This is a genomic window from Arthrobacter sp. lap29 (genome assembly GCF_032458965.1).
Lineage (GTDB): Bacteria > Actinomycetota > Actinomycetes > Actinomycetales > Micrococcaceae > Specibacter > Specibacter psychrochitiniphilus.
The window spans coordinates 102,870-128,064 of sequence record NZ_JAUCEK010000008.1; the positions used below are offsets into that span (position 1 = coordinate 102,870).

Here is a 25,195-nt window from a genome sequence, read left to right on the forward strand (position 1 = left end):
TATGAGCATGCGCCCCACACTCCCTCCTGGTAATTCAACCAAACTGGCTCTGGCCGGTCTGGGTGGCTTGGCTGCCCTGAAGGCCGTTGCCCTGGTTCTGGGCCTGGGTGCCCTGGCCCATGCCTTGGCCCAATGGGCTGGTCATGAGGCGCTGGATGGCACCAAGTTGCTGGTGCAGGGGAGTGTGGGCGCCATCCTTCTGGGCGCAGCCGTGTGGGGAGCGTCCATTCTAGCCCGCCGCGCAGCGCTCGGTGCCAAGGAAGAATTGCGCGCCAACCTCGTGGCCCACCGCCTTGACCCGCGCAATGGCGGTCAGGGTGGGGCCGTCGGGGCCGAAGGCATGCTGGCCAGCCGTGGACTGGACGGTCTGGATAACTACTTTGCCACGTACCTGCCTGCACTTGTCAGCTGTGCGGTACTGCCGCTGGCGATCGGCCTGCAAATTCTCATCTCAGACTGGGTCAGTGCCCTGATCGTAGCCCTGACCTTGCCGCTGGTGCCGGTGTTCATGATCCTGATCGGTTTCCACACCCAGGAGCGGGTGGAACAGGCTGCCAACGGCCTGGACAGGCTCTCGAACCATCTGCTGGAACTGGCCCGCGGACTTCCCGTCCTGGTGGGCCTGCGCCGCGCCGGCGCTCAACGCAAGGCACTGGAGGACGTTTGTGAGGGCTACCGCAAATCCACCATGGCAACTTTGCGCACCGCCTTTCTCTCCTCCATGGCGCTGGAACTCATCAGCACCATTTCCGTTGCCGTAGTTGCCGTGTTCATCGGTGTGCGGCTGGTGAGTGGTTCCATGGACTTGGAAGCAGGTCTGCTGGCGCTCATGCTCGCCCCGGAGTGCTTCCGGCCGCTGCGCGATCTGGGCGCAGCCCACCACGGCAGCGAGGACGGAGTGGAGGCCTTGCGCCGTTCCACGGAAATTCTCGGCGCAGCCTCGCCCTCCCAGCCGATCCAGGCACCGGCCGCCGCGGACGTGGTACTTGAGGCCAACAACTTCACCGTCAGCTATCCAGATCGCACCGAAGCCGCCGTTTCCGGATTCACCGCCAGTCTTGCCCCCGGCGAAGCGCTGGTGTTGGCAACACCTAGCGGAACTGGAAAATCCACCATCCTTGCCGCGCTGGCAGGTTTACTGCCGCTGACAGGTCCCGGTGCGGCACGCCTTGGTGGCGAACTTGCCATCCGGAACCCGGCAGCCATCGTTTTTGTCTCTCAGCACCCGGCTTTTACTGAGGCCACGGTGGCTCAGGAAGTGGCCCTGTACGCCAGCGTTCCTCACAACCAGGGCCTTAGCCACAGCGCCATCGTGGCGGCACTGACTGCTGTCAATGCCGTACATCTACTCCACCGTCCAGTGCTGGAATGCAGCCCGGGGGAACTGCGCCGGGTAGCCGTAGCCCGCGCACTGGCACGGATTGCTGCGGATCCGGCCGTGGAACTGGCGCTCTTTGACGAGCCCACAGCCCATCTTGACCCCGTCTCCGCCCACGCCGTGAGGAGGGAACTTGCCCGGCTGCGGGGGAATGTGGCAGTGGTTGTTGCAACTCACGATCAGCTCCTGGGCACGCTCTTGTGCGCCAGCGGTCCGGACTCCGGGCTCAACATAGTGGAGTCTGTGGATGTTGTGGAAGTTTCCGATGGCTTGGCTGCCGTGGATACAGGCGAAGTAGCTGTTCCTGTGGCGCGTTTTCAGTGGCGGCACATGCGTCACCTGCCCCTGCGCTCACCACGATTTGCCGCCGGAGTTTTAGTTTCGGCACTGGCCACGCTCAGCGCAGCAGCCCTGTCAGGGATTTCCGGATGGCTCATTGTGTGGGCCTCCGCGCAGCCGCCAATTCTGTACCTGATGACGTTCATTGTGGGTGTCCGTGCCTTCGGCATTGGCCGCTCGCTGCTGCGCTATTGTGAACGGCTGCTGACTCATGATGCAGTATTCCGCTGGGCCACAGAACTGCGCCTGAAACTGTGGGACTCACTGGGTTCCTCTGTGGTGCATTGGGGCAGGCTCACCCGATCGGGCGGCGCCCTGGGAACGTTGGTGGCGGACGTTGATGAACTGCGCGACGCCGTGCCGCGCGCCGTGGTACCCATCCCTTCGGCACTGATCTCTTATGGTGCGGTGCTGTTGACCGTGTTCTTGCTGGTTCCGCAAGCTGCTGGCGTTGTCCTGATACTGGGTGTTTTGGTACTGGTACTGCTGCCTGTTCTGGTACTTGCCGCCCAGCGGCGCGCCTCGGCCGCGGCTGCTGTTCACCGGGTGTGGTTGGCCGAACGTGCCACCACCTTGTTTGCTGCTGCCGGCGATTTGAGCGCCAACGGCGTGGGTGCCATTGCGGCTCAGCGGTTCAGGGACGCCGATGCTGCTGTGGCCAAGCCGCTGCGCCGGCTGGCAGGGGCCGACGGTCTAGGCCAGGGCTTTGTCAGCTTGTTGACCTCCCTGGCCGCCATTGCGGCTGCCCTGAGCGCAATTGTGGCCGGTGTTGACCCCCGTGCCGCCGCCGTGGCGGCACTGCTCATGCTTGCCTTGGCTGAGCCGCTGGGCCAATACATAGAAGCAGTCAGTTCTCTTCCGGCCCTCGCCGCCTTGATGAGCCGGACACTTCCTTTACTGGATGCTCCCGTCACAGTCCAAGTCGCGAAGGAGGCCCCTGAAGAGACATTCTCGCAGCAGGTGGGTTCTGTTCCTGGCGAAGCCGTGCGGCGCCAAGACGTGCAGAAGATTGACGCGCCGAAGTTTGACGCGCCGAAGTTTGAAGTGCAGACGCTTGAGGTGGAGAACATCAGCGCCCGCTACCCCAACTCCGAGCACACTGTTTTTGAAGGCTTGAGCGGGACAACTCAGCGCGGAAAGTGGTGGAGCATCAGCGGGCCCTCGGGCTCCGGGAAGTCGACCCTTCTGGCAGTGTTGTTGGGCTTCTTGAAAAATGAATCAGGGCATTATTTGATCAACAACCGCCCCGCCGAGCCAAAGACCCTGACCAAGATCGCCTGGTGCCCGCAGGACGCCTACTTGTTCAACTCCACTTTGCGCTCGAACTTGGCGTTGGCTCGCCCGGCAACATCACCCCCTGATGAGGAGCAGCTGCGCGCCGTCCTGCACACGGTGGGGCTGGGCCCGTGGCTCGCTGAGCTGCCGCTGGGACTGGACACTCGGGTGGGGCCCGGTGGGCACCACCTCTCCGGCGGGCAGCGGACCCGCGTGTCGGTGGCCCGCACGCTCGTGGCGGGGGCCGACGTGGTACTCCTCGATGAGCCCACAGCACACCTGGGCCAAGACGAGGGCGCCGAGCTGATAGATGATTTGCGTACGGCTCTGAGCGGTGCCGCCGTGGTGCTGGTGACGCACGACGACGACCTTGCCCAACGTGCCGATACTCACCTTCGGTTGGGGGAGCCTGTGTTGGAAGGCGCGGGTGCTCACCTTTAGGCTGAGAGGATGATTGAGGAACCCTCCGGCACGAACATTCCCCTCCCGCATGCTGATGGGCTGGTGTTCCGTCCACCGCTTATAGGCGATGTGGATGCTTGGCTGGGTCTTGTTAAGCGCATTGCGGCGTTTGAAAATGCGCCGTGGCATGCCCAACGTTCCGAGCTGGAGGCTGCACTGGCCGATCCGGGCAATCCCGTGGCGGAAAATGCTCTGGTTGGTGTGGACGCGGACGGCGTGCTGCGCGCTTACGCCGGTGTGAGCAAGAACCCTGCCGGGGACAAAGCCAATGTCCAAGGCGGCGTGGATCCGCTGTGGCGCCGGCGCGGCGTGGGGGCGGCCTTGCTTGCCTGGCAGGAAGCCCAGGCTGCCGCACGCTTTGCGGTTGACAACGCTCTGGTCCTCGATAACGTTCAAGCCCCCGATCCGCGGGTACCCAAGGTGCGCAACCACGTAGAAGAGGACAATGTGGGGCAACGGGCCTTGCTTGCCGGTGCCGGTTACTCTGTGGTGAGGTACTACTCGCAGATGCAACGGCCCTTGCTTGACCTGCCTGCCGTGCAGGCTCCTGAAGGGATCACCATCACGCCGTTGACCGATGAGCTCAGCGAGGCTGTGCGGCTGGCGCATAATGAGGCCTTCGCTGATCATTGGGGTTCTGAGCCGCGCACTCAGGAACGGTGGGCCGTGGAAATGCGGCACGAACACCTGCGCCAAGACTTGTGTACGGTTGCCGTGGACAACACCACCGGTGAAGTAGCCGGATACCAGCTGGTAACGGTTGACCCGGGGGATTTACGTCCCGGGCATGGCGGTGAGGGGTACACCGAACTGCTCGGTGTGCGCCGGGAGTGGCGCGGGCGCGGGATCGCCCCGGCACTGCTGGCCGACGCCATGAGACGTTTTGTGCAAGCAGGTTTGGACCGTGCCGCACTGGATGTGGACACGGAGAACCCCTCCGGAGCGCTCAGGCTGTATGAGAGCATGGGCTACCAGCCGGTGCGCCGCACCATGGTCTGGGACAAACTACTCGGGACCTGACTACTCGGGCCTGTGCGCGTTCCGCGCAATTCACTGCCACGAGGGTCTTTTGCACCAGCGCAAACAGTGGTGTCCTTGAAGGGAAGACCAAACCACTTCACAAGGAGAAAACCACCATGCGCGCAGTAATCATGGCCGCCCCCGGAGAGATCCGCATCGCCGAACGTGAGAACCCCACCATTGTTGAGGCTACCGATGCGATCATCAAGGTGACCGCGAGCTGCGTCTGCGGATCGGACCTATGGCCCTACCGCGGCGCCCACGAGGTACACGACGCTCCCATGGGCCACGAGTATGTGGGTGTGGTGGAGGAAATTGGGGCGGACGTCAAAAACACCAAACCGGGCGATTTCGTTGTGGGTTCCTTCATGGCCTCGGACAATACGTGCGAGACTTGCCAGGCCTGCTACCAATCTCGGTGTGTTCATGGAGAGGGTATGGGTGGGATTGGCACGCAGGCCGAATACGCCCGCATCCCCTGGACGGACAGCACCTTGGTAGCCACGCCGGGCATGCCCGACGCCTATTTGGTCCCGTTGCTGTTGGTGGTTGGGGACGGTGCCCTCGGCCCGCTCGGTATTCTCGCGGCCAGTCAACTCGGTGCCACGAGAATCATTGCCATGTCACGGCACGCCGACCGGCAGGAGATGGCCCGCGAGTTTGGGGCCACAGACATTGTCACCGGCGGGTCCGGGGCACATTCGGTCATCGAAGCCGTCGGCACCCAGGAGTCCATGATGCAGGCCATTCGCGCCACCCGCCCCGGCGGGCATGTCGGCTATGTCGGTGTCTCCCACGACGTGGAACTCTCCGGCCAGGAACTATTCCTCTCCGGCATTCACCTGCATGGCGGCCCCGCACCCGTGCGCCGCTGCCTGCCCGAACTGATCGAGCTGATCTGGGCACGGAAGATCAACCCCGGGCGGGTATTTGACCTCATGCTTCCACTGGCGGACGCGGCGGAAGCTTACCGCGCCATGGATCAGCGGCGGGCCATCAAGGTCCTGCTCACTCCGTAGCTGCTGTTCGCGTGCAAGCCAGAAAGGGAGGACAAGAAGAATTGGCGGCGGAGGCTTGCCACCACCAATTTTTTCTGCCCCCTGCTTGACCCTTCCCCGGTCTACCACGTCTTGAACACCGGCCCGGTGGCTGGCGGGGCCGAGGTGAGGACTACGGCGGATACAGGCTCGCCGCACCCCCAGGCAAGCACTACTTGATCCAGCTCTGGCCCGAGACCAGCCTTCGCCCACGGGAAACTGCGCATGATGATGGGTCCGGTATGGACGCATAATCCCGGAACACATAAGCAACGTCCCAGATCCTTGACACACCTTGTCTTGGTTGAATCACCCACTGACACCAATCTCTTCAAGGAACCGGAAGCCTGCATCACTACTGCATCATCACCACGGCGTCCCGTACAGGGTTCCTCCCTAGCGGCAACGGAGGTGCACAAGGAATGGAGTACCTCACATTGCGCGGCCCTGCGGGCCACTCACAGAGAGCGGCCCTGTTGACCCATCTTCGCCGCAATGAGTGAACCGGGGAAGACCAGTTCCGGGTTCTGCGCATCCCACCGGGGGAAAGATTGCAAAATCCAGTACAGCAGGAACAGGGCCAGAGCTACGAGTTCGCAGACCAGAACCGGGGGCACCGCTAAAGCTTCAAGCCAGCCGCCGGAGATGACGGCAATGGCAACCACGGCGTCGAGCAGGAAACCTGCGGCAATGAGCCAGTACAGCCGCTGATACTCCTTAGTGGGCCGGATGCCGTGGTGGTGTTCGAAGGCTTTGGCCACGGCAACGGTACCGATCGCAAGGAAGAACACGATCGCGGCCGTGACGTGTGTGTACTGCAGGAACGCGTCCCGGGCCAACACCCACATCAGTGCCACCAAGAGCAGCAGACCGCTCGCCGCGAGCAGCGAGCTCCGGACGGCCTGAAATTCGTGGTTGCGACCCTTGAAAATGAAGAACGCGGCAACCACCATGACCACACTGACTACAAGGTAGGTGGAGATTCCATTCGCAACGTCGGGACGGTAAGCAGAGGGCACACAGCTGTTCCCCGGCACGCAATCGATGGCGATCCCTGGAACTGATCCTGGGATCAGGGGTGTTGGGACGAGAGCGATCAGGGGTGCCAGCAACCCGGCCGCGACCAGCAGGGCCCGCTCGAGTCCCGTACCGGAAATGGCCAGCAATCCCAGTGACGCAGCAATCAAGGCACCCACAAAAACGGTGCGGGCCGGTGTGTAGAAGTAGGCACTGACCGAGGACAACACCCCCACCTGGACCATGGCGACGGCGACGGCAACAAAAATGAGCACCACAGTTCCGCCAACGCCCAGCCGCAGGTAGCGGTATGTTCGTTGCAACGATGCCTGATCTGTCAGGTTCGGCGGCGGCGGAGTGAAGTCCCTCCTGTGAAGATGCATCTGGGGCTCCCTGCGTCCGGCGGTTCAGGCGTCGATGTCATGCAAGTGGTGGACCAGATCGTGCAGGAAGTAGCCGCTGATTGTGACTACGGTGAACTCTGACCCGTTGCTGCGGCGCCCTCTGCGGTCCCACTGCTCTGGTGTGACAGCACCAAAGGCGGCTGCCGCATCGAGACCGTTCTGGGTAAGATCTGCTGCTACCTCGGCCGGATCCAGTGCCTCATAGTTGCCGTCAAGAGCGGCCTGGTCTTGGTCCCAGTTTGCAAAGGTGGGGTTGTCCTCACGGAGCATGAGTTCCAGCCTCGAGGTGAACACCTCAAAGACGTCCCGAACATGGGCGCCGTATTCCAGCACCGACCATTTGCCAGGGTCACTGCGTTCCTCGGCACCGGCACGCTGGAGTGCTGCCTCCCACCGAGGCAGCAGCGCGGGCACCATGGTTGCAGCCGTTGCAGGAGTGGCCTTTGACGCACTGAAATTACACTCTGGACAGGGGCGATCCAAGACCCAGGTCCAATCTTTGTCATCTGGAATGATTGCCATGGCCCCAGTCTAGGCTGGGGCCATGGCGGGGTGCGCAAATGGGTCGGCATCAGTCCAACGGCAGTTCAAACGCTTCCTGGGTGGAGTCTGGGATGGGTTTGGGATCACGCAGTGGTGGTGGCGGTGCCGTTGCCGGGCTACTCACTGTGGGAGGGGCCGCGGGCAGGGTTGGCGGCAGGCCGGCGTCGTGCGTGGAAATACTAGGACCGAGCAGGTCAATGCCAGCGGTCAACGGGACACCTGAACCGTCCCGGTGCCCGTGTTCTACGGGAAGTGCCCGCGCCACGCCAGAACTTGAGGAGGCCTTCGCCGGGCCGTGACCTGCCCATGCCACCAATAGGTGGTCCTCGCCCTTCAAGAACCGGTGTGCACGCACACCGGCCGTGGCACGTCCCTTGCTCGGATACTCGGAGAGTGCGGTGACCTTGGCCGAGCCCGAGGGTGTTCCCGGCAAAGCGTCCTGCCCACCCGAGACCGTCACCACCACGGCGTCCGGATCGGCAGGGGAAAGGACCCCGAAGGAAAGTACGGCGTCATTGACCCCCAGCTTGATCCCGGCCATGCCACCGGCGGTCCGCCCCTGCGGACGGACATTGGCTGCACTGTAGCGCAGCAGCTGGGCACCGCGGGTGATGAAGACCAGGTCCTCGTGTTCCGTGGAAATCCCGGCACCCACCACGTAGTCCTTGGGTTTGAGAGAGATGTACTCCCACTCATCGCGGTTCAGCGGGTACTCGGGTGTGACCCGTTTAACCACGCCCGCCGCCGTGCCCACCGCAAAGACGGCGTTCAACGGCACAAAGCCCACCAGTGTTTCACCCTTGGTTAAGGTGATGAAGTCCTTGGCGGGCACCCCACCAGCTAAGTTGGGCAGGGCCGCGGTGGGCGGCAGCACCGGCATATCAACCACTTGCAGGCGCAGCATCCGTCCCAGCGAGGTCAGGGCGCCAATTTCTGCGCGGGCAGTGGTTTTGAATACCGAGGTGAACACATCATGCTTGCTGCGGCCCCCTGATTCCACGAGCGGATCCGCTGTGGCCGTGCGGGCAATTTGGCCCGTGGCGCTCAGCAACACCCAGGTGGGGTCGTCGGCAATTTCCAGGGCCAACGGGGCGGCCTTGCCAGCTTTGGAGCCAAGTCCGGCAGCCAGTGCCTTCGCCACGGACGGTGCCAGGGCCTCTGATTCCAACAGCACAGTTCGCCGGGGAGTGCCATGCTTGGCGGCAACCTCGCCAAGTTCATCGGAAACCAGCCGGTGCAGGACCGCTTCTGAGGCCAGAATTTCCTCAAGGGCGGCAATTTCGCGGCGTAGATCGTCCCGCTCGGATTCCAGCTCCACCATGGAAAAACGCGTCAGGCGGCGCAGTTGCAGGTCAAGAATGTAGTTGGCCTGAATCTCGGAGAGGTCATAGACGGCCATGAGCCGTTCGCGGGCGTTAGCCACTTCATCCGAGGTACGGATGATCTGGATGACCTCGTCAATGTCCACGATCGCAATGAGCATGCCCTCAACAATGTGCAGGCGGGCCTGTTTCTTGCCCAGACGGAAGGCGGTGCGGCGGCGAACCACGTCAATACGGTGGCTGACAAAGACCTGCAGTAGCGGCAGTAGACCCAGAGTTTGCGGCTGACCGTCCACCAGGCACACGTTGTTGATGCCGAAGGACTCCTCCAGCGGTGTGAACTTGTATAGCTGCTCCATGACCGCGGCGGGGTTGAAGCCGTTCTTGATTTCAATGACCAGACGCAGCCCATGCTTGCGGTCGGAGAGATCAATGAAATCTGCCACGCCCACTACTTTGTTGTTATTGCGGGCGTCCTTGAGCTTTTCCCTGACCTTTTCCGGGCCCACCAGGTACGGCAGTTCGGTGACTACCAGGCCCACCTTGCGTGGGGAAAGCTGTTCAACGGCGATCTTGGCGCGCATCTTGAAGGAGCCGCGGCCCGTTGCGTACGCATCGCGAATACCCTGCAACCCCACAATGCGCCCGCCGGAGGGCAGATCGGGACCCGGCACATAGGCCATGACGTCCTCAAGAGTGGCGTCCGGGTGCTCAATCAGGTGCCTGGCTGCGGCAATGACTTCTACCAGGTTGTGCGGGGCCATGTTGGTTGCCATACCCACAGCGATACCGCTGGCCCCGTTGACCAGAAGATTCGGATAAGCGGCCGGGAGTACGGAGGGTTGCATCATCTGGTTGTCATAGTTGGGCACAAAGTCCACAACATCTTCATCCAGGTTGCCGGTCAGGGTCAGGGCCGCCGCGGCCAGCCGGGCCTCGGTGTAGCGGGGGGCGGCGGGGCCGTCGTCGAGCGAGCCAAAGTTGCCGTGGCCGTCAATGAGGGGCAGGCGCAAGGAGAAGTCCTGCGCCATGCGCACCATGGTGTCGTAAATGGCCGAGTCACCGTGCGGGTGCAGCTTGCCCATGACCTCGCCCACCACGCGGGCACTTTTCACATGCCCCTTTTCCGGGCGCAGACCCATCTCGGTCATCATGTACAGAATGCGCCTTTGCACAGGCTTCAGACCGTCCCGCGCATCGGGGAGCGCACGGGAGTAAATCACCGAATAGGCGTACTCCAGGAAGGAACTTTCCATCTCATTGGAAACATCAATGTCAACAATGTTCTCAACGAAGTCATCTGCTGCAGGGGGTTGGCGCTTGGCCATGGTGGCGGTGATTCCTTTTCTAACTGGGTGTTGCGGGTGGCATGCACGCCAAAACAGGCATCATGTCGGTACAGTGATTCTATGGTGAAGCCAGAGCTAGCGCCCGAATATCCGGCCCATTGGGAAGCCGATGTTGTTCTTCGCGATGGGGGCACAGGACATTTGCGTCCCATGCGGGCAGATGATGCGCAGGCCGTCCAGACTTTCCACATGGCGCAATCGCAAAACTCCATTTACCTGCGTTTTTTCACTTACAAGTCCAAACTTACGGCCAAGGAGCTGCGCCGTTTCACGGAGCTGGACTATCACGACCGTGTGGCCTTTGTGATCACCCGCGGCGGGGAAATCATCGGCATCGGCCGCTATGACCGCTTGAATGAGCCCACCGAGGCAGAAGTGGCCTTCAACGTCTCGGACGCGCATCAAGGCCGTGGCCTAGGCTCTATCCTATTGGAACACTTGGCCGCTGCGGCCCGCGAAAACGGGATCGATAAGTTTTCCGCCGAGGTCCTGCCCGAGAACCGGAAAATGATGCAGGTATTTTCTGAGGCCGGTTATGAGGTGCGGCGGCACTTTGATGACGGCGTGGTCTCCTTGTCATTCGATATTGACCCCACAGAAAAATCCCGGGCCGTCATGGCATCTCGCGAACACCGGGCCGAGGCGCTCAGCGTCGCCGGGTTGGTAGCACCCACCTCGGTGGCTGTGATTGGGGCCAGCCGGGAGTGGGGCAGTGTTGGTCAGCAACTACTGGAGCATGTGATCGAAGGTAAGTTCACGGGCGCCGTCTATGCTGTCAACCAGGATGCGCTGGAGGTTTCGGGCATGATGCCCTACGGCAGTATTGCCCAGGTTCCCGGGCCTGTGGACTTGGCCGTCATTGCCGTCCCCTACGATCAGGTGCCCGGCGTCATTGAACAGTGCGGTCGTGCAGGGGTGCGGGGCCTGGTCATTGCCACGGCAGGTTTCGGGGACGACGGCGAACGCGGCCTTGCGCGGCAGCGGGACCTGGTGCGCCAGGCCCGAGCCAACGGCATGAGGCTGGTGGGGCCGGCGTCGTTGGGCCTGGCCAACACCGACCCCGCCGTTTTGCTCAATGCCTCCATGGCGCCAGAACTGCCCACGCAGGGCGGCCTCGGAGTGTTCACCCAATCAGCGGCGCTGGGGATCTCCCTCTTCGCCTCCCTGAGCAGGCGCAGCCTGGGCATGTCCACCGTGTTGTCCGCCGGAAACAGGGCGGATGTTTCGGGCAATGACATGATGCAGTTCTGGGAAGATGACCCCAACACCACTGTGTGCGCCCTGTACCTTGAATCCATTGGAAATCCGCGCAAATTTTCTCGTATTTCGCGCCGTCTGGCCCGCAGTAAACCTGTCATTGTAGCGAAGTCGGATTCCATTGGCTTGCGTCTTCCTCCGGGGCACGCCGTGCGTACCACCCAGGCCCCGGCTGGCGCCCTGGACGCCATGCTCAGGCAGTCCGGCGTGGTTCGGGTGAACACCATTGAAGAACTTTCCGATGTGGCGCAGATCATGGTGGGGCAGCCGCTGCCCAAGGGGCCGGGACTGGCGATTCTTTCCAATTCCGGGGCTCTCGGCACAGTGGTGGCTGATGCAGCCGAGGAGAACGGGCTCACGGTGGTGGAGATGCAGGCGGCTCTGGAGCTGGACATTGGCCAGTCGCGGGCTTTGCCTCTGCTCAAGAGGACCGTTCTGGCAGCTCTGGGGAAGAAGGGTGCCGATTCGGCCATAGTGACGCTCTTGCCCGTGGTGGGGCTTCCCGTGGACACCATCGCCAAGACGCTGCAGGCCTGTTCGGAGGAATCCGGTAAACCCGTCCTTGCCGTGTTTACTGGGATTGTGGATGTGAGTATTCACGTGAACCGGCAAATGTCCGGGGCGCTGCCAGCGTTTTCCAATCCCGGAGCAGCCATAGCGGCACTGGCTGCGGTCACGCGTTATGCTCACTGGCTAACACTGGAATCATCCGTTTTTGAGCCACCCGCCGGCGTCAACCCACAGGCTGCTGAAGCCCTGCTGGATACGTGGCTAAAGGACGTTGCCGGCGCGCAACTGCGCACCCTCAGCACCGATCAGGCCCGGGAACTCCTGGGTCATTACGGCATTGAGGTCTTAGAGTCCGTGCCGTTCGGTAGCGAAGACCAGGCTGTGGCCGGCGCCGAACGTCTGGGCTGGCCTGTCGCGATCAAGACCTTAGATCCGAGTCTGCGCCACCGCCTGGATTTGGGAGGTGTACGGATCAATATTGAAAACGCGGATTCGCTGCGCCGCAATATTGTGCAAATGCGCAAATTTCTTGAACCATACGGTGAGAAAAACTTGGAAGTACAGAGCATGGCAGAAGTGGGGCAGTCATGCACACTGCGCGCCATTGAAGATCCATTGTTGGGACCGGTGGTTTCCTTCGGCTTGTCCGGGGACGCCGTCAACCTCCTCGATGACTGGGCGCACAGGGTGCCGCCCCTTTCCGCCTGTGACTCGGCGGACCTGATCCGCTCGCCCAGGGCCGCCGTGAAACTTTTCGGCTATGAGGGGCTGCCAGCAGGAAATATTTCTGCCTTGGAAGACTTGGTGGCGCGTGTTGCCATGCTCAAGGATGAACATCCAGAAGTGGCGCTCATAGAATTCAAACCCATCCTTGTGGGACCCACCACGGTGACCGTGTTGGCCGTGGACGTGCGGATCGGAAACTCCGCCCAACGCACTGACAGTGCCAGACGCGCCATGAGGTCCTAGGTGGTTAATTCCACGGTGTTGAGCAGTTTCACGGCGTCAGTTCGCAACGCTCCGTGCAAAGTGCGAAAATAAGGACCATGAACAGCTTTGGAGCAGGTGTACCGGCCAACATCAAGGGCCGCGATTTGGAATCAGCGTTACAGCGCTCTGGTTTTTATCCCCGGCTGGTTGCCGACGTGGTCAATGATGCTTTGGATAATCAGGAGCCGCTGTCCCACCTGGTACATCTGGAAACCCACTTTGACCGTACTGAAGTGCACCGGCACATTACCGTTTTGGTACTGACCCCAGAAATGTTGGTGATCACGCACGTTGATGATCACCAGCTAGATGACTCTGGAGAGCAGATGGTGGCACAGGTCTCCACGGAGTCGGTTCCCGTCAGCCAGATCAAATCGGTGGTACTGAGCTACATTTACGCTCAACCTCAGGATTACAGAAGCTCCGATCAGGCCCGTGAGCTGACCTTGTCAATTGCCTGGTCCGGGGGCCAGCGGGTGGAAATGGGACCGGCGTCGTGCGGGGACGCCGAATGCGATGCCGACCATGGCTACTCGGGAAGCATCGCCCAGGAAGACATCGCCTTGCGCATCAGCGCCGAGGCTGAGGGCCTGCAGGCCGTGGCGGATGCCAAAGCCTTCGCCCGCGCCCTGCGTGCCGTGAACACCAGGACCGGTACGCCAGCTCATCTCGATGCGGGACCCGGCCGGTTCCCTGCCTTCGGCGCACGATTGGCTCGCTCCCATCACCGCCGATAACGCCGTGGGTGTCCCCGAGACCACGCTCACCAGCAAATCCCTCCTTGCCAGCCAGCCAACATTGCCGGCCGCACCCGAGTACGGCAAAGCCAGCATTGGTGATGTCCTGACCAGTGCCGCTGCCGTGCTTGGCGCGGAGTCCTACAACAACGTGTTGAGACTGCCCACTGCCCGGCGGATCTGCGTGGTCTTGGTCGATGGGTTGGGGAAGTCACTGCTAAAGAAGCGCGCCTCCCATGCGCCGTTCCTCCGCGGGGTCATGGCCGCCGATTCCGGTGGCGAACACCCCCGTACCCTTCACGCTGCATTTCCCAGCACCACAGCCACCTCGTTGACGGCACTGGGTACGGGGGCAGTACCGGGTCAACACGGCATGGTGGGGTATGACGTCCTTGATCCACGCCAGGACAAGGTGGTGAATCTGCTGGGCAACTGGGACGGTGGCGTAGACCCGCTGCTGTGGCAACCAATTCCAACAGTCTTTCATACACTGCCACAAGACGTACCAGCCACCACCGTCAGCCTGCCCAAGTTTGCCGACTCAGCCATGACACGCGCGGCCCTGCGAGGAAGCAACTTCAAGGGCGCCACCTCCACCCACGCGAGAGTGGAAGCGGCGGCCGCGGCATTGGCGGCCACACCCAAAGCACTCGTCTATCTCTACTGGAGCGAACTAGATAAGGCAGGGCACGCCTACGGCGCAGACTCGCCCCAGTGGGAGAGGCAATTGGAAGAGCTCGACGCCGGCATGAAACGTCTAGCGGCAACGGCGCCTTCGGACACCCTGATCCTGTTGACGGCCGATCACGGGATGATTGACATCCCCTACTCAGACCGGATTGACTATTCTGTTTTCCCGGACTTGGTGGAGAACGTCCGTCACACCGCCGGGGAACCCCGGATGGTCCACTTGTACCTTGAACCCGAAACAACCGAGGAAAGCCGGGACCGGCTCGTGGCTGCCTGGCTGGAACACTTCCGGAACAAAGCATGGGTACTGACCAAGGAACAAGCCATCACGGCAGGTTACTTTGGCACAGTGAGCGAGAGCGTCAGCGCACGCATTGGTGACGTGCTGGTCCTGGCCCGTGAATCAGTGGCATTCTATGATCTGCGCCGCGTTCGCGTCCAAGCCATGGGAGTGGTTGGCCAGCACGGCTCCATCACCAAAGCCGAAAGGGAAGTGCCGCTACTGCGGATCCCGGTCACAGAGAAAAAGGCCAAGGGCAAACGCCGCTAGTCCCCACGCCCTCCCACTGTTCGCAAGCTCGCAGCGGGTCCCTCGGGCGCGTGGCCCCACCCACACCCCGTCCGCCAACCCGTCACGCGCAAGCTCGCAGCGGGTCCCTCGGGCGCGTGGCCCCACCCACACCCTCTCCGCCACTACACTGTTCGCAAGCTCGCAGCGGGTCCCTCGGGCGCGTGGCCCCACCCACACCCTCTCCGCCACTACACTGTTCGCAAGCTCGCAGCGGGTCCCTCGGGCGCGTGGCCCCACCCACACCCTCTCCGCCAACCCGTCACGCGCAAGCTCGCAGCGGGCGCAGCAACGCAAAACCGCCCCCGGCCGCCAGGAGTTCGGCAGCCGGGAGCGGTTCGGTGGATCAGGATTCAGTCACCCTTGGTGCCAAAGACAATCTCGTCCCAGCTGGGCACGCTGGACCGTTTGGGTTTGGCCGCAGCCTTGCGTTCCAGGCGTGCGGCAACTTCGCTATCGCTGGGCCCACTCTCAGCGGCTTCGAGAGGCCCAGCGGAGGGAGCCCTGTACTCAGACGACTCGGGGGCTGCCGGCTCCTGGAGCGGCTTCAGACGGGCCAACGGCTCGCCGGAAAGGACAATCTCCCGGGTCTCAGTACTGACCTCGGCAACACTGCCAACGTGCGTGTCCTCAACCAATCGGGGTGCCAATTGCAAAAAAGGCATCTTCTTCACTTGATCGCTGGGGGAGTCCGTGCCCTGGGTGGTGCTGGCGGGCTCCTGCGTATCCGTGGTTAGAGAGTAACGGGCTTCATCGCGAGGGTGAGCGCCAGGAACGTGGGTTCCCAGCATGGCTGCGAGTTCGTCGTCGCCGTCCTCGTCAATGCCCAAACGAACACCCCTGCGGGAACGGAGCATGTCCAAGAAACCGTGCCCGGAGTAGCCGGTACTGGAGTCCTGTTCCTTGACGACGGCTTCGGAGGAGGCGTCGGGGGAGTGCTCGGGTTCGGCGCCATCGCCGCCGTCAAAGCACTCTGGCGAGTGCGGATCCGCAACGGCCTCCGCCTCAACATCGAACGGTTTGTCGGCAACGGCACTGAGCCGGCGCTCCGGCACAGGGCTGTCCAACGGCTCAAGTTCACTGAGCTGCTGTGCCCAGCGGTTGGCGTTCTTCAAGGACTTGCGTCCGGCGTGGAAGCTCCACAAGGCGGGAGGGGCTTGGCCAATGCTGCTGGCAGCCCATTCGGTGCCTGGCTCAAAGTCTGCGCTGATGGTCCAGGCACCGGCGTGGTCACGCCAAGCATCCCATCGCAGCGAGGCCTTCTCGATGCCGAAAGCGGAGAGACGGTGAAGAACCATCTCCTCGAGCGTGGTGGGTTCCTGAGCCATGGAGGAGGAGTAGTTTTCCGTGTGCTGCGTGGAAGTTGCTACAGAAACAGCTCGGGCCTGGTTGGCAATGTACTCACGTTCCGCCAAGACGGGACCTTCATAGCGGCGCACCTGTTCAAGCGTCAGCCCCGACTGGTCAGCGACGTCGCTGGCGTTGGATCCGGCACGGATCAGTGACTGGATTTCGCGCGGAGTCATGCGAGCACCGGGCTGGTTAAGCCTGGGTGCGCGTTGGCTGGTCCGGCCCACGGCTGTGCGCAGTGCCTCATCCAGGGGGAGTAGGTAATTGTCCCCATCAGGACCACTGAGCAGCAGATGTTCGCCGTCGTCGTGGACACCCACCAGCCGTAAATCAGCCATGCCGTCCTCCAAAAATTTCTTATTAGTTCAGTTCAAGACTTTGCCACCGATGCGTGGCAAATCCTACTACCGCGCTAGGCGTGGCGTGAGATGGCTACGATTTTGGTCAAGTTTTTCCCGCTAGCGCATTCATAGAGGGTCAAACTTAAGCCTGCTGCGAACTCGGCAGCTCTGTTGGGCAGTAGAGCCGCTGCCTTCCTTTAGGGTGTTTGCTGTATTAATCCAGAGTTGCATCTGGCCACAGAGTGAGGGAACAGACATGAACACCGGCACCCGCCAGCACCACAGGGCCCCCCGCGCCACCGCTTCGCCGGTAGCGGTGATCGACCTGAGCGAGAGTGAGCTTGCCGAAAGTTACGAACTGCCCGGTGGCGAGCACGCTCCTGACGACCAAGCCCTGGAGATCCTGACCGAACAGGCAGACGAGTTTACCTGTAGCAGCTGTTTTTTTATCAGGCACCGCTCCCAGCTGGCCAAGGAAAGCAAGAACCTCATGTACTGCCGGGACTGCGAAGGATAGGCCGCGTTATGGCAGAAAAATACCCCGGGAGAATGCTCAACGCGCAGTTTTCCCGGGGTATTTCTCTAGTTAGCGGCCAGCTCGCAGCGCCGCCGCCAGGTGTTCAGGGTTGCGAGAGGACGCCAACCAGTAGGGGGTCCTGTCATTCGGGTCCGTGATTTCAATCTTCACCACGGGCTTGATCCAGCCGCGGATGCACAGATACGCCAAGCCGTTGAGTTTGATGCCGCGCTGATCGGTGGCGTCGTCGCCGAAGTAGACGCTGACTTCTCCCACAAATTGCCGCTCAATCTGTGCCCGGCCTACCTGCAGGGTCTCCGGTGTGACGGCGATGGTGGGGGTGGTTGTCACCAGCACCAGCGTCTGCAGGGCCAGCAACACGACAAATGCCACGAAGCCCGCCGTGGGGCTGATGGGAATGAAGATCAGGATTCCTGCACACGAGAGACCCAGCACAATCACCCAACCCCAGAAATTTGGCCAGAGCTTTTCGGTGTAGTTTGCCGTGGCTGCGTAGGTGGAGCTTTGTGGCGATTGAGATGACATGGGTCAAGCTTTTCATCTTTCGCCCCGTAATTCACCTTGAGGTGCCCTTATTGCCCGCAGGCGGGAGCCACGGCTTCAAGATAGAGTGTTCTGTTGTGACCCATGAGACTTTTGATGCCAACCCCGCCACCGATCTTCAGAGCTCCGTAGTTCAAGTGCAGTTGCACATGCTCGACGCCGGGATTGAACCTCCCAGCTACGCCCACCCGGGCGATGCTGGAGCGGACCTGCGCAGCCGCATTGATCTGGTGCTGGCCCCGGGGGAGCGTGTGCTTGTCCCAACAGGAGTGAGCATCGCGTTGCCCTTTGGTTTTGTTGCCTTGATCCACCCACGTTCCGGGTTGGCTGCCAAACATGGCCTGACCATTGTCAACAGTCCTGGAACTGTTGACGCAGGGTACCGCGGAGAGATTTCCGTGACCCTGCTGAACACCGATGCGCATCATTCCATCTCCCTGTCACGGGGCGATAGAATTGCACAAATGGTGATTCAACGCGTGGAAACCGCCCAGTTCATTGCCGTGAACGAACTCGCCGATTCGGTGCGAGGCACCGGTGGCTTCGGCTCAACCGGCGGTTTTTCCCCGTCCACGAATCCACCAGCACCCAACTAACTGCTGATCCGCAGTTTCCATCCTTGACAAGGAGTCTTAATTCCCATGGCTTTTGGGTTTGGTAAGAAAAATAAGAGCAGTTCCGAGGCTCCGGTGCCTTTTGTCTCCGAAGCTGACACACAGGACGCCGAGAACGCTGGCACAGAAATAGCAGATGCAGAAGTAGCACAGCCATCGGCTGATGCTGTTGCGCTGCCTCCGGACCCGGCAGACACGGTGTACGAGAGAGATCTCCATGGCCCCCTCGATGCTGACGAGATCGAGACCACGGACGGTTACGTGGATCTGGGCGCATTGATGGTGACCCCGTTGGAGGGCCTCTCGCTTCGCCTTGAAGTTGAAGAGAACACCCAGCGCGTTATTGCGGTCACCTTGGATTTGAACGGTTCCAGCCTGCAGCTCCAGGCGTTTGCGGCCTCACGTTCGGAGCCCCTGTGGCGAGACATTCGTGAGCAGATTGGCCTCTCGGTGGGTGCACAGGGCGGCGAAATTGAGATTCTCGACGGTACCTTCGGTAAGGAAGTGTTGGCGAAGGTACCTGCCCAGAGTGATGATGGCAGCCGGGGATTCCGGGTTGCCCGCTTCATTGGTGTTGACGGCCCGCGCTGGTTCCTCCGCGGCGTCTTGGGCGGTGCTGCAGCTGTTGATAGCCAAGCTGCGCTGCCTTTGGAAGACTTGTTCCGTGGCGTGGTTGTAGTCCGCGGCGAGGTGCCCTTGCCTCCGCGCGATCTCTTGCTCCTGCGCCTTCCCAAGGACGCCATGGCCTCCGCACCCGCTACCAGCGGCCCGGACATGGGCTCTGCTCAAGGTGGTTCCCCGCTGGAGCGCGGTCCGGAAATCACCACGATCGGTTAGCCTTGGCCACTACTGAGCAAGGTGACTGGCCGGCAGCAATCCCCATTGCGGAACTGCCGGCCCGCGGCAGGGCGGTGTGCGGGGGAATCATCGACGCCGTTACGATCCCCCCGGCCACAGCCACACCCGCTTTCACGGCGATTCTCAGCGATACGGATTTTCACCGCGCGGCCCAAGGTCCAGGCAACCACCGTCTGCGGATCGTGTGGCTAGGACGACGGCGTGTCCCCGGCATTAGCGCCGGCGTTCGGCTCCGTGTTGAGGGTATGGTCTCCCTGCGCGAGGGACTGCCCACCATGTACAACCCACGCTACGAGATCATTGGAATTCAGGAGAGCTAGTTGAGTCAGCAGAGCCCCGAAGAAAATATGCCAGATCCCAAGCCGAGTGGCGGATTTGCCGAGATTGCCCAGGAAATGGCGGCGAAAAGTACACTGGTCCGTAAGGAAAACGGCCACATAGATCTCCTCGCCGCAGCCGGTGGCATCAGAGGCATTGCCGAAAGTGTCTTGCCGGGGCTGGTGTTCTTGGTGGCTTTCACCGTGACCCGGGATTTGACTATTGCCCTGGTGGGATCGGTGGCCATGGCTGCCGTGTTCCTGGTGACCCGGCTGATCCAGCGCACTCCCTTGACACAGGCGCTGGCCGGAATTGCCGGCGTCGCGCTATCAGCTTTTTTGGCAATGAAAACCGGCAAGGCCGAGAATTTCTATACTGTGGGTTTCTACACCAACGCCGCCTACATCGCCGCCATGGTGGTCTCCATCGCAGTCCGCTGGCCGGTTCTTGGACTATTGTTCGGCTACGCCCGCAATGAGGGTGTGCGCTGGCGGACGCAACCAGAACGGCTCCGCGCCTACCGTGTGGCCACGTGGATTATTGTGGCTGTCATGGGTGCCCGGCTTCTGGTGCAACTGCCGCTGTACTTTGCCGGGCAAGTGGATGCGCTCGGAGCCATGCGCTTGATCATGGGTGTGCCACTTTATGCCTTCGGGCTGTGGATCGCCTGGCTGGTCAGCCGCCCCGTCACCGAGAACAAGTCCACAGAACTCTAGAGACAAGTCCGGGCGCCGGGGCAGGGCAGCAGCGCAGTTAGCGGGCTACCAGCAGGGTTCGTAGTTCATTTTCGGCCGCAATGGTGGTGATGAAGAACAGCTCATCTCCGGCTTCCACCACATCATCCGGGCTGGGCGTGATGGGGGCTTCATCGCGCAAAATAGCCACGAGCGAGGAATCGTGTGGCCACATGATGGCTCCCACGGTTGAGCCAATCACGTGCGAGTCACCAGGAACCGTGAACTCCACCAGAGATGCCACACCGGTTTGCAACGTCAGTAGCCGGACCAGGTCTCCGATCTCCACGGCCTCTTCTACGAGTGCTGTCATCAGGCGCGGAGTGTTGACGGCCACGTCCACACCCCAGGAATCATCGAACATCCAGTCATTCTTGGGATTGTTGACCCGGCCCACTGTGCGGCCCACACCAAATTCAGATTTGGCAAGCAGTGAAACCACCAGGTTGACTTTGTCATCACCGGTGGCCGAAACCACCACATCAGCCTCTTCCAACTTCGCTTCACGTAGGGTGCTGATTTCGCAGGCGTCGCCCACCAGCCAGCGGGCGCCGCGCAGCCCGCTCTTGCCAATCACTTCAGGTTTGGGATCGATCAGTAGGGTCTCATGACCGTGGGACAGCAGTTCCTTGGCAATGGAACAGCCCACGCTGCCGGCACCGACAATGACAACAAGCATATTAAAACTCCTTCACGGGTGCTGCTGCCAGGATGCGCGCAACTTCTGTTACGCGGGCGCTGGCCACCATGGCATGGACGGTGTCGCCCTGTTGGTAGCTGGTATCAGGGCCGGGCAAAATGCCCTCCCCGAAGCGGGTCAAGTAGGCTACCCGAACGTTCGCGGCTTTCTCCATATCCACAAGGTGACAGCCAATCCACTGCGCGTTTGGCGAGAGCTCACACAGCAGCAGGCGCCCGGACGGTTCACGGAAGTCGCCCTTGATGGCAGTCTCCGGCAGGATGCGCCGCAGCACCTGATCTGCACTCCACCGCACGGCAGCCACCGTGGGGATGCCTAGGCGCTGGTATATCTCGGCCCGGCCGGGATCGTAGATCCTTGCCACCACGTGTTCCACATGGAAAGTTTCCCTGGCCACGCGAGTAGCGAGAATATTTGAGTTATCGCCACTGGAAACAGCGGCAAAAGCGTAGGCTTCCTCAATGCCGGCCTGCTTGAGGGTGTCTTGGTCAAAACCGACACCTGTGATCTTTCGGCCACCAAAACCGGTGCGTAGACGCCGGAACGCTCGTTCATCCTGGTCAATAATTGCCACCGAATGGCCCGAGTCCTCTAATGTATGGGCCAAGGTTGCACCCACTCGTCCGCAACCCATGATCACGAAATGTGCCATTGACGCTCCCTGATGTGGCGGGCCCGGAATTTTTTTCCAGGTTCCGCTTGTATGCATGGCTTTTCTAAGCCTTGCGGATAACAATTTCATGCTCTGCAGGGCCCCGCGGTCAAGTCCGGCTCGAAGCCGATGGCGCATCCTGGCGTGTCACTAGTGTGTCATGGTGGCGACCCGGCACCCGGATAGGGGCGCTGGTGCCGTCACTGGTGCTAGCGTTACCCGCGTGCTGAATTTTTTCAACGCGTTCAAGCGGGTTCTTGTGGGCCGCCCGTTCCGCAGCGATACGCTGCATCACACGCTGTTGCCCAAACGTATTGCCCTGCCGGTTTTTGCCTCCGACGCATTGTCCTCTGTGGCGTATGCCCCGGATGAAATATTGCTGACCCTGGCACTGGCGGGGGTGGCGGCCGTGGCGCTTTCTCCCTGGGTGGGCTTGGCCGTCATGGTGGTGCTGCTAACGGTGGTTGCCTCCTACCGCCAGAACGTTCACGCATACCCCTCAGGCGGTGGTGACTATGAGATCGCCACCGTCAACTTGGGAAAGAATGCCGGCCTCACAGTGGCCTCCGCGCTCATGGTGGATTATGTGCTGACCGTGGCCGTGTCCATGTCATCGGCCGCTAACTACCTAGCCACCGCCATTCCTGGCTGGCATGGAACCCAAACGGTGATCGCCGTGGTGGGTGTCATCATCTTGGCACTGGTGAATCTGCGCGGCATTCGCGAAGCGGGCTCGGTCTTTGCCGTGCCCACCTACATTTTCATGTTCTGCATCTTCGCCATGACCGCGGCGGGTCTGTTTCAGGCGGCTACGGGCACGCTGGGCCGGGCGCCGTCGGCCGATTTTGAGATTGTTCCCGAAGCCGCCTTCAACCAGGGTCTGGTGGGACTGGCCGGTGCCTTCTTGCTCCTGCGAGCCTTCTCCTCCGGCGCCGCAGCTCTTACAGGTGTTGAAGCCATCAGCAATGGGGTGCCCAATTTCCGCAAGCCCAAGAGTAAAAATGCTGCCACCACCCTGCTGCTGCTCGGGGCCATCGCTGCGGGCATGATGGCTAGCATCTTGTTCCTGGCCAACGCCACGGGCGTTCATATTGTGGCTGATCCGCACACCGAATTCTTAGTCAATGGAGTAGCTCCACCTGCTGACTATGTTCAAAACCCTTCCATTAGCCAGATTGCGGCCACCATATTCGGTGCCGGGTCCATCCCGTTTTTCATCATTGTGGCTGCCACAGGCACCATCTTGGTGTTCGCCTCCAACACGGCGTTCAACGGGTTCCCAGTGCTTGCTTCCATCCTCGCCAAGGACGGCTACCTGCCCCGCCAGCTGCGCACCCGCGGAGACAGGCTTGCGTTCAGCAACGGCGTGCTGCTGCTAGCTGTTGGCGCACTGGTTCTCATTATTGCCTTCAACGCCGATGTGACCCGGCTGATTCAGCTCTACATTGTGGGCGTTTTCATCTCCTTCACGGCCAGCCAGTTGGGCATGGTGCGGCACTGGAGCCGAGAATTGCTCAAGGTCAAGGACAAGACCATACGGTTCAAAATGATGCGTTCACGGGTCATTAACTCTCTTGGTTTCTGTATGACGTTGACGGTGCTGATCATTGTTCTGATCACCAAGTTTGAACAGGGAGCCTGGATTGCGCTACTCGCCATGGCGGCCCTGTTTGCTGTCATGGCAAGCATCCGCAAGCATTATGACAACGTGGCCCGTGAGCTGGCGGTGGAGACAGACTCCGCCACTAAGGCGCTCCCAGCCCGGATTCACGCTGTGATTTTAGTCTCGCACGTGCGCAAGCCTGTCATGCGTGCTATTGCTTTTGCCCGTGCTTCCCGGCCCTCCACGCTGGAAGCGATCACGGTGGATCTGGACCCCGCAGAGACGGAAGCGACCATTGCGGATTGGGAGCGGCTGCGCATCCCGGTACCGTTGACTGTGTTAGCGAGCCCGTACCGGGAAACGCTAACGCCGCTGATCAACCACATCAAGGCCATGCGCAGGGATTCCCCGCGCGATTTGATTGTGGTGTACATCCCGGAATACGTGGTGGGCAAATGGTGGGAGCAGCTGGTGCATAACCAGACTGCCCTGCGTATTAAGACGCGGTTGCATTTTGAACCCGGCGTGGTGGTGGCCAGTGTGCCTTGGCAGCTGAAGTCCTCCACTGACGCGAAGAAGTACCAAGAGTAGAAGAGCGTAGAGCACATGAGTGAGCCCACCAGCAGTCCCCGACTGAGCGTTACCGTAGGGCCAGTGGCCCATGGCGGCCATTGCGTCGCCCGGCATGAGGGTCGCGTCATTTTTGTGCGCCACGGAATTCCCGGCGAAACCGTTGAGATCACGCTGACTGAGAACGAACCCGACGCCAAATTCTGGCGCGCCGACGTCACCAATGTTGTGGTGGCCTCACCCGATCGCGTAGCCCACTTTTGGCCCGAAGCTGACTCCTTGCGGGCTGGCGCGCGCTCCACAGCGCCCGTGGGGGGAGCCGAATTTGGCCATATTTCACGGTCCGGCCAGCTTGCCCTCAAAACCGCTGTGGTGCGCGAACAGCTCGAACGCTTGGGCGGGATCGCCACGGAGCAGCTCGATTCATTGTTCAGCGCCGGGGTGGAAGATGTCGATGCGGACGGCACTGCTGATCAGCGCTCCGGCCTGGGCTGGCGGACCCGCACAGGATTCGCTGTGACCCGCTCCGGCAAGCTGGGCATGCACGCGCACCGCTCGAACACCATTGTGCCCATCCATGACATGCCACTGGCCCTGCCTGCCATCAACGAGCTCCGTCTGTGGGAACTGGACTTCACCGGCATTGAGCGGATAGAAGTTGCCGCTCCCGCTAATGGCTCAGGCGTACTGGTTTTGCTGGCACCGGAGCCCACCTTGAGCGAAAAGGCTGCCGGGGCCGCTGTCAAACGGGTCGCACGCGCCTTGGCTGCCCTTGAAAACGCGCCCTCGGTGGCCCGTTGGAACCCGGAAAACAGTGCCATTGAGGTGCTCAATGGGCGCGGCTGGGTCAAGGAAACCACAGACGACCACGAATTCCGGGTCACGGGCGACGGCTTCTGGCAGATTCACCGCCGTGCCCCCAAAGTTCTCACGGATGCCGCTCTGGGCGCCTTGCTGCAAGGCGGATACTTAGATGATGGCGCCGATGTAGCGGACCTCTACGCAGGAGCAGGCCTGTTCACGGCACCCCTGGCTGATGCTGTGGGCCCGGAGGGCAGCGTGCTTTCCGTGGAAGGATCCGCCGGCACAAGCCGCGACGCACGCAAGAACCTGCACGCCAGCGAGCAGGTAGAGATTTCGCAGGGCCGGGTGGAGCGAATCCTGGGCACCTCCTCCAGGGGTTCACATACCCCAGCAGGACAGCGCCGCCGGTTTGACGCCGTGGTGCTTGACCCGCCCCGTGCAGGTGCCGGAAAAGCTGTGGTCCGGGCACTGGTTGCCACCTCGCCGCGAGCCATTGCCTACGTGGCGTGCGATCCGGCCGCGTTTGCCCGCGACGTCAAGTACTTTGCCAATGCCGGATGGGCGCTGGCATCCTTGCGGGCCTTTGACCTGTACCCGCACACGCACCACGTTGAAACTGTGGCCCTATTGGTGCCAGTGAAGAGCCTCCCTCAACCGTCAGACGCCTAGGAA

Annotated in this window: 20 protein-coding genes; 13 read left to right on the plus strand and 7 right to left on the minus strand. The window is 61.5% G+C overall.

Going from position 1 to position 25,195, the window contains the following annotated elements:
• The first annotated feature begins 1 nt into the window (after position 1).
• The 3 genes from cydC to RY113_RS14090 all read left to right on the plus strand — a co-directional run bounded on the left by cydC (position 2) and on the right by RY113_RS14090 (position 5,493).
• Positions 2-3,433: a thiol reductant ABC exporter subunit CydC gene (gene cydC, locus RY113_RS14080; protein WP_315915057.1), complete on the plus strand. Its 3,432-nt coding sequence runs from the start codon at positions 2-4 to the stop codon at positions 3,431-3,433.
• A gap of 9 nt (positions 3,434-3,442) precedes the next feature.
• Complete coding sequence (locus RY113_RS14085) at positions 3,443-4,474, plus strand: N-acetyltransferase (protein WP_315915058.1); 1,032 nt, start codon at positions 3,443-3,445, stop codon at positions 4,472-4,474.
• Positions 4,475-4,590: 116 nt separating this feature from the next.
• Positions 4,591-5,493, plus strand: coding sequence for an alcohol dehydrogenase catalytic domain-containing protein (locus tag RY113_RS14090; protein WP_315915060.1), 903 nt, complete (start codon positions 4,591-4,593; stop codon positions 5,491-5,493).
• Positions 5,494-5,969: 476 nt separating this feature from the next.
• Here the strand turns inward: RY113_RS14090 and RY113_RS14095 are convergent, their stop codons facing one another.
• From RY113_RS14095 to RY113_RS14105, 3 genes are read right to left on the minus strand one after another with little or no spacing between them, the layout of a single operon-like run.
• Positions 5,970-6,911 (minus strand): hypothetical protein, encoded by a 942-nt coding sequence (locus tag RY113_RS14095; RefSeq protein ID WP_315915062.1) that lies wholly within the window; start codon positions 6,909-6,911, stop codon positions 5,970-5,972.
• Positions 6,912-6,935: 24 nt separating this feature from the next.
• A complete protein-coding gene (locus tag RY113_RS14100) occupies positions 6,936-7,454 on the minus strand; it encodes a DinB family protein (RefSeq protein WP_110106087.1) in 519 nt (172 codons plus the stop codon).
• A 49-nt stretch (positions 7,455-7,503) separates the two neighbouring features.
• A complete protein-coding gene (locus RY113_RS14105; protein ID WP_315915063.1) occupies positions 7,504-10,125 on the minus strand; it encodes a DNA topoisomerase IV subunit A in 2,622 nt (873 codons plus the stop codon).
• An 81-nt stretch (positions 10,126-10,206) separates the two neighbouring features.
• Between RY113_RS14105 and RY113_RS14110 the strand changes: the two genes are divergently transcribed.
• From RY113_RS14110 to RY113_RS14120, 3 genes are all read left to right on the plus strand, one after another.
• On the plus strand, positions 10,207-12,882 hold the full coding sequence (locus RY113_RS14110; RefSeq protein ID WP_315915065.1) for a GNAT family N-acetyltransferase: 2,676 nt from the start codon (positions 10,207-10,209) through the stop codon (positions 12,880-12,882).
• Positions 12,883-12,959: 77 nt separating this feature from the next.
• The gene (locus RY113_RS14115) at positions 12,960-13,640 is read left to right on the plus strand and encodes a DUF5998 family protein (RefSeq protein ID WP_315915066.1); all 681 of its coding nucleotides are present in this window, start codon (positions 12,960-12,962) and stop codon (positions 13,638-13,640) included.
• The gene (locus tag RY113_RS14120; protein ID WP_315915068.1) at positions 13,576-14,880 is read left to right on the plus strand and encodes an alkaline phosphatase family protein; all 1,305 of its coding nucleotides are present in this window, start codon (positions 13,576-13,578) and stop codon (positions 14,878-14,880) included. Before RY113_RS14115 ends, RY113_RS14120 begins: the two co-directional genes overlap by 65 nt.
• A 371-nt stretch (positions 14,881-15,251) precedes the next feature.
• On the opposite strand, the gene sepH is transcribed toward RY113_RS14120, so the two are convergent.
• The gene (gene sepH / locus RY113_RS14125) at positions 15,252-16,586 is read right to left on the minus strand and encodes a septation protein SepH (protein ID WP_315915070.1); all 1,335 of its coding nucleotides are present in this window, start codon (positions 16,584-16,586) and stop codon (positions 15,252-15,254) included.
• A 259-nt stretch (positions 16,587-16,845) separates the two neighbouring features.
• On the opposite strand from sepH, the gene RY113_RS14130 reads away from it, so the two are divergent.
• The gene (locus tag RY113_RS14130) at positions 16,846-17,106 is read left to right on the plus strand and encodes a DUF4193 family protein (protein ID WP_315915071.1); all 261 of its coding nucleotides are present in this window, start codon (positions 16,846-16,848) and stop codon (positions 17,104-17,106) included.
• A 69-nt stretch (positions 17,107-17,175) separates the two neighbouring features.
• Here the strand turns inward: RY113_RS14130 and RY113_RS14135 are convergent, their stop codons facing one another.
• Positions 17,176-17,652, minus strand: a complete 477-nt coding sequence (locus RY113_RS14135; RefSeq protein ID WP_315915072.1) for a DUF3093 domain-containing protein — start codon at positions 17,650-17,652, stop codon at positions 17,176-17,178.
• Positions 17,653-17,747: 95 nt separating this feature from the next.
• On the opposite strand from RY113_RS14135, the gene dut reads away from it, so the two are divergent.
• The 4 genes from dut to RY113_RS14155 are packed head-to-tail and all read left to right on the plus strand — an operon-like array spanning position 17,748 to position 20,176.
• Positions 17,748-18,266: a dUTP diphosphatase gene (gene dut / locus RY113_RS14140; protein WP_315915073.1), complete on the plus strand. Its 519-nt coding sequence runs from the start codon at positions 17,748-17,750 to the stop codon at positions 18,264-18,266.
• Positions 18,267-18,311: 45 nt separating this feature from the next.
• Positions 18,312-19,121, plus strand: coding sequence for a DUF3710 domain-containing protein (locus RY113_RS14145; RefSeq protein ID WP_315915074.1), 810 nt, complete (start codon positions 18,312-18,314; stop codon positions 19,119-19,121).
• Between the two features lie 2 nt (positions 19,122-19,123).
• A complete protein-coding gene (locus RY113_RS14150; protein WP_315915076.1) occupies positions 19,124-19,462 on the plus strand; it encodes a hypothetical protein in 339 nt (112 codons plus the stop codon).
• A 27-nt stretch (positions 19,463-19,489) separates the two neighbouring features.
• Positions 19,490-20,176, plus strand: a complete 687-nt coding sequence (locus RY113_RS14155) for a DUF3159 domain-containing protein (RefSeq protein ID WP_315915157.1) — start codon at positions 19,490-19,492, stop codon at positions 20,174-20,176.
• A 37-nt stretch (positions 20,177-20,213) separates the two neighbouring features.
• Here RY113_RS14155 and RY113_RS14160 read toward each other — a convergent pair whose 3' ends face one another.
• Both RY113_RS14160 and RY113_RS14165 read right to left on the minus strand, forming a co-directional pair.
• Complete coding sequence (locus RY113_RS14160) at positions 20,214-20,873, minus strand: TrkA family potassium uptake protein (RefSeq protein WP_110106097.1); 660 nt, start codon at positions 20,871-20,873, stop codon at positions 20,214-20,216.
• A 1-nt stretch (position 20,874) separates the two neighbouring features.
• Positions 20,875-21,546, minus strand: coding sequence for a TrkA family potassium uptake protein (locus RY113_RS14165; protein ID WP_315915077.1), 672 nt, complete (start codon positions 21,544-21,546; stop codon positions 20,875-20,877).
• A 223-nt stretch (positions 21,547-21,769) separates the two neighbouring features.
• Here RY113_RS14165 and RY113_RS14170 point away from each other — a divergent pair, with 223 nt between their 5' ends.
• Positions 21,770-23,740, plus strand: coding sequence for an APC family permease (locus RY113_RS14170; protein WP_315915079.1), 1,971 nt, complete (start codon positions 21,770-21,772; stop codon positions 23,738-23,740).
• A gap of 15 nt (positions 23,741-23,755) precedes the next feature.
• Complete coding sequence (locus RY113_RS14175) at positions 23,756-25,192, plus strand: TRAM domain-containing protein (RefSeq protein WP_315915082.1); 1,437 nt, start codon at positions 23,756-23,758, stop codon at positions 25,190-25,192.
• Positions 25,193-25,195: the final 3 nt, after the last annotated feature.

What these genes read in the sequence shown, in the direction of transcription:
- cydC (WP_315915057.1), top strand. Translation starts at nt 2, where the DNA reads ATGAGCATGCGCCCCACACTCCCTCCTGGTAATTCAACCAAACTGGCT.
- RY113_RS14085 (WP_315915058.1), top strand. Translation starts at nt 3,443, where the DNA reads ATGATTGAGGAACCCTCCGGCACGAACATTCCCCTCCCGCATGCTGAT.
- RY113_RS14090 (WP_315915060.1), top strand. Translation starts at nt 4,591, where the DNA reads ATGCGCGCAGTAATCATGGCCGCCCCCGGAGAGATCCGCATCGCCGAA.
- RY113_RS14095 (WP_315915062.1), bottom strand. Translation starts at nt 6,911, where the DNA reads ATGCATCTTCACAGGAGGGACTTCACTCCGCCGCCGCCGAACCTGACA.
- RY113_RS14100 (WP_110106087.1), bottom strand. Translation starts at nt 7,454, where the DNA reads ATGGCAATCATTCCAGATGACAAAGATTGGACCTGGGTCTTGGATCGC.
- RY113_RS14105 (WP_315915063.1), bottom strand. Translation starts at nt 10,125, where the DNA reads ATGGCCAAGCGCCAACCCCCTGCAGCAGATGACTTCGTTGAGAACATT.
- RY113_RS14110 (WP_315915065.1), top strand. Translation starts at nt 10,207, where the DNA reads ATGGTGAAGCCAGAGCTAGCGCCCGAATATCCGGCCCATTGGGAAGCC.
- RY113_RS14115 (WP_315915066.1), top strand. Translation starts at nt 12,960, where the DNA reads ATGAACAGCTTTGGAGCAGGTGTACCGGCCAACATCAAGGGCCGCGAT.
- RY113_RS14120 (WP_315915068.1), top strand. Translation starts at nt 13,576, where the DNA reads ATGCGGGACCCGGCCGGTTCCCTGCCTTCGGCGCACGATTGGCTCGCT.
- sepH (WP_315915070.1), bottom strand. Translation starts at nt 16,586, where the DNA reads ATGGCTGATTTACGGCTGGTGGGTGTCCACGACGACGGCGAACATCTG.
- RY113_RS14130 (WP_315915071.1), top strand. Translation starts at nt 16,846, where the DNA reads ATGAACACCGGCACCCGCCAGCACCACAGGGCCCCCCGCGCCACCGCT.
- RY113_RS14135 (WP_315915072.1), bottom strand. Translation starts at nt 17,652, where the DNA reads ATGTCATCTCAATCGCCACAAAGCTCCACCTACGCAGCCACGGCAAAC.
- RY113_RS14145 (WP_315915074.1), top strand. Translation starts at nt 18,312, where the DNA reads ATGGCTTTTGGGTTTGGTAAGAAAAATAAGAGCAGTTCCGAGGCTCCG.
- RY113_RS14155 (WP_315915157.1), top strand. Translation starts at nt 19,490, where the DNA reads ATGCCAGATCCCAAGCCGAGTGGCGGATTTGCCGAGATTGCCCAGGAA.
- RY113_RS14160 (WP_110106097.1), bottom strand. Translation starts at nt 20,873, where the DNA reads ATGCTTGTTGTCATTGTCGGTGCCGGCAGCGTGGGCTGTTCCATTGCC.
- RY113_RS14165 (WP_315915077.1), bottom strand. Translation starts at nt 21,546, where the DNA reads ATGGCACATTTCGTGATCATGGGTTGCGGACGAGTGGGTGCAACCTTG.
- RY113_RS14175 (WP_315915082.1), top strand. Translation starts at nt 23,756, where the DNA reads ATGAGTGAGCCCACCAGCAGTCCCCGACTGAGCGTTACCGTAGGGCCA.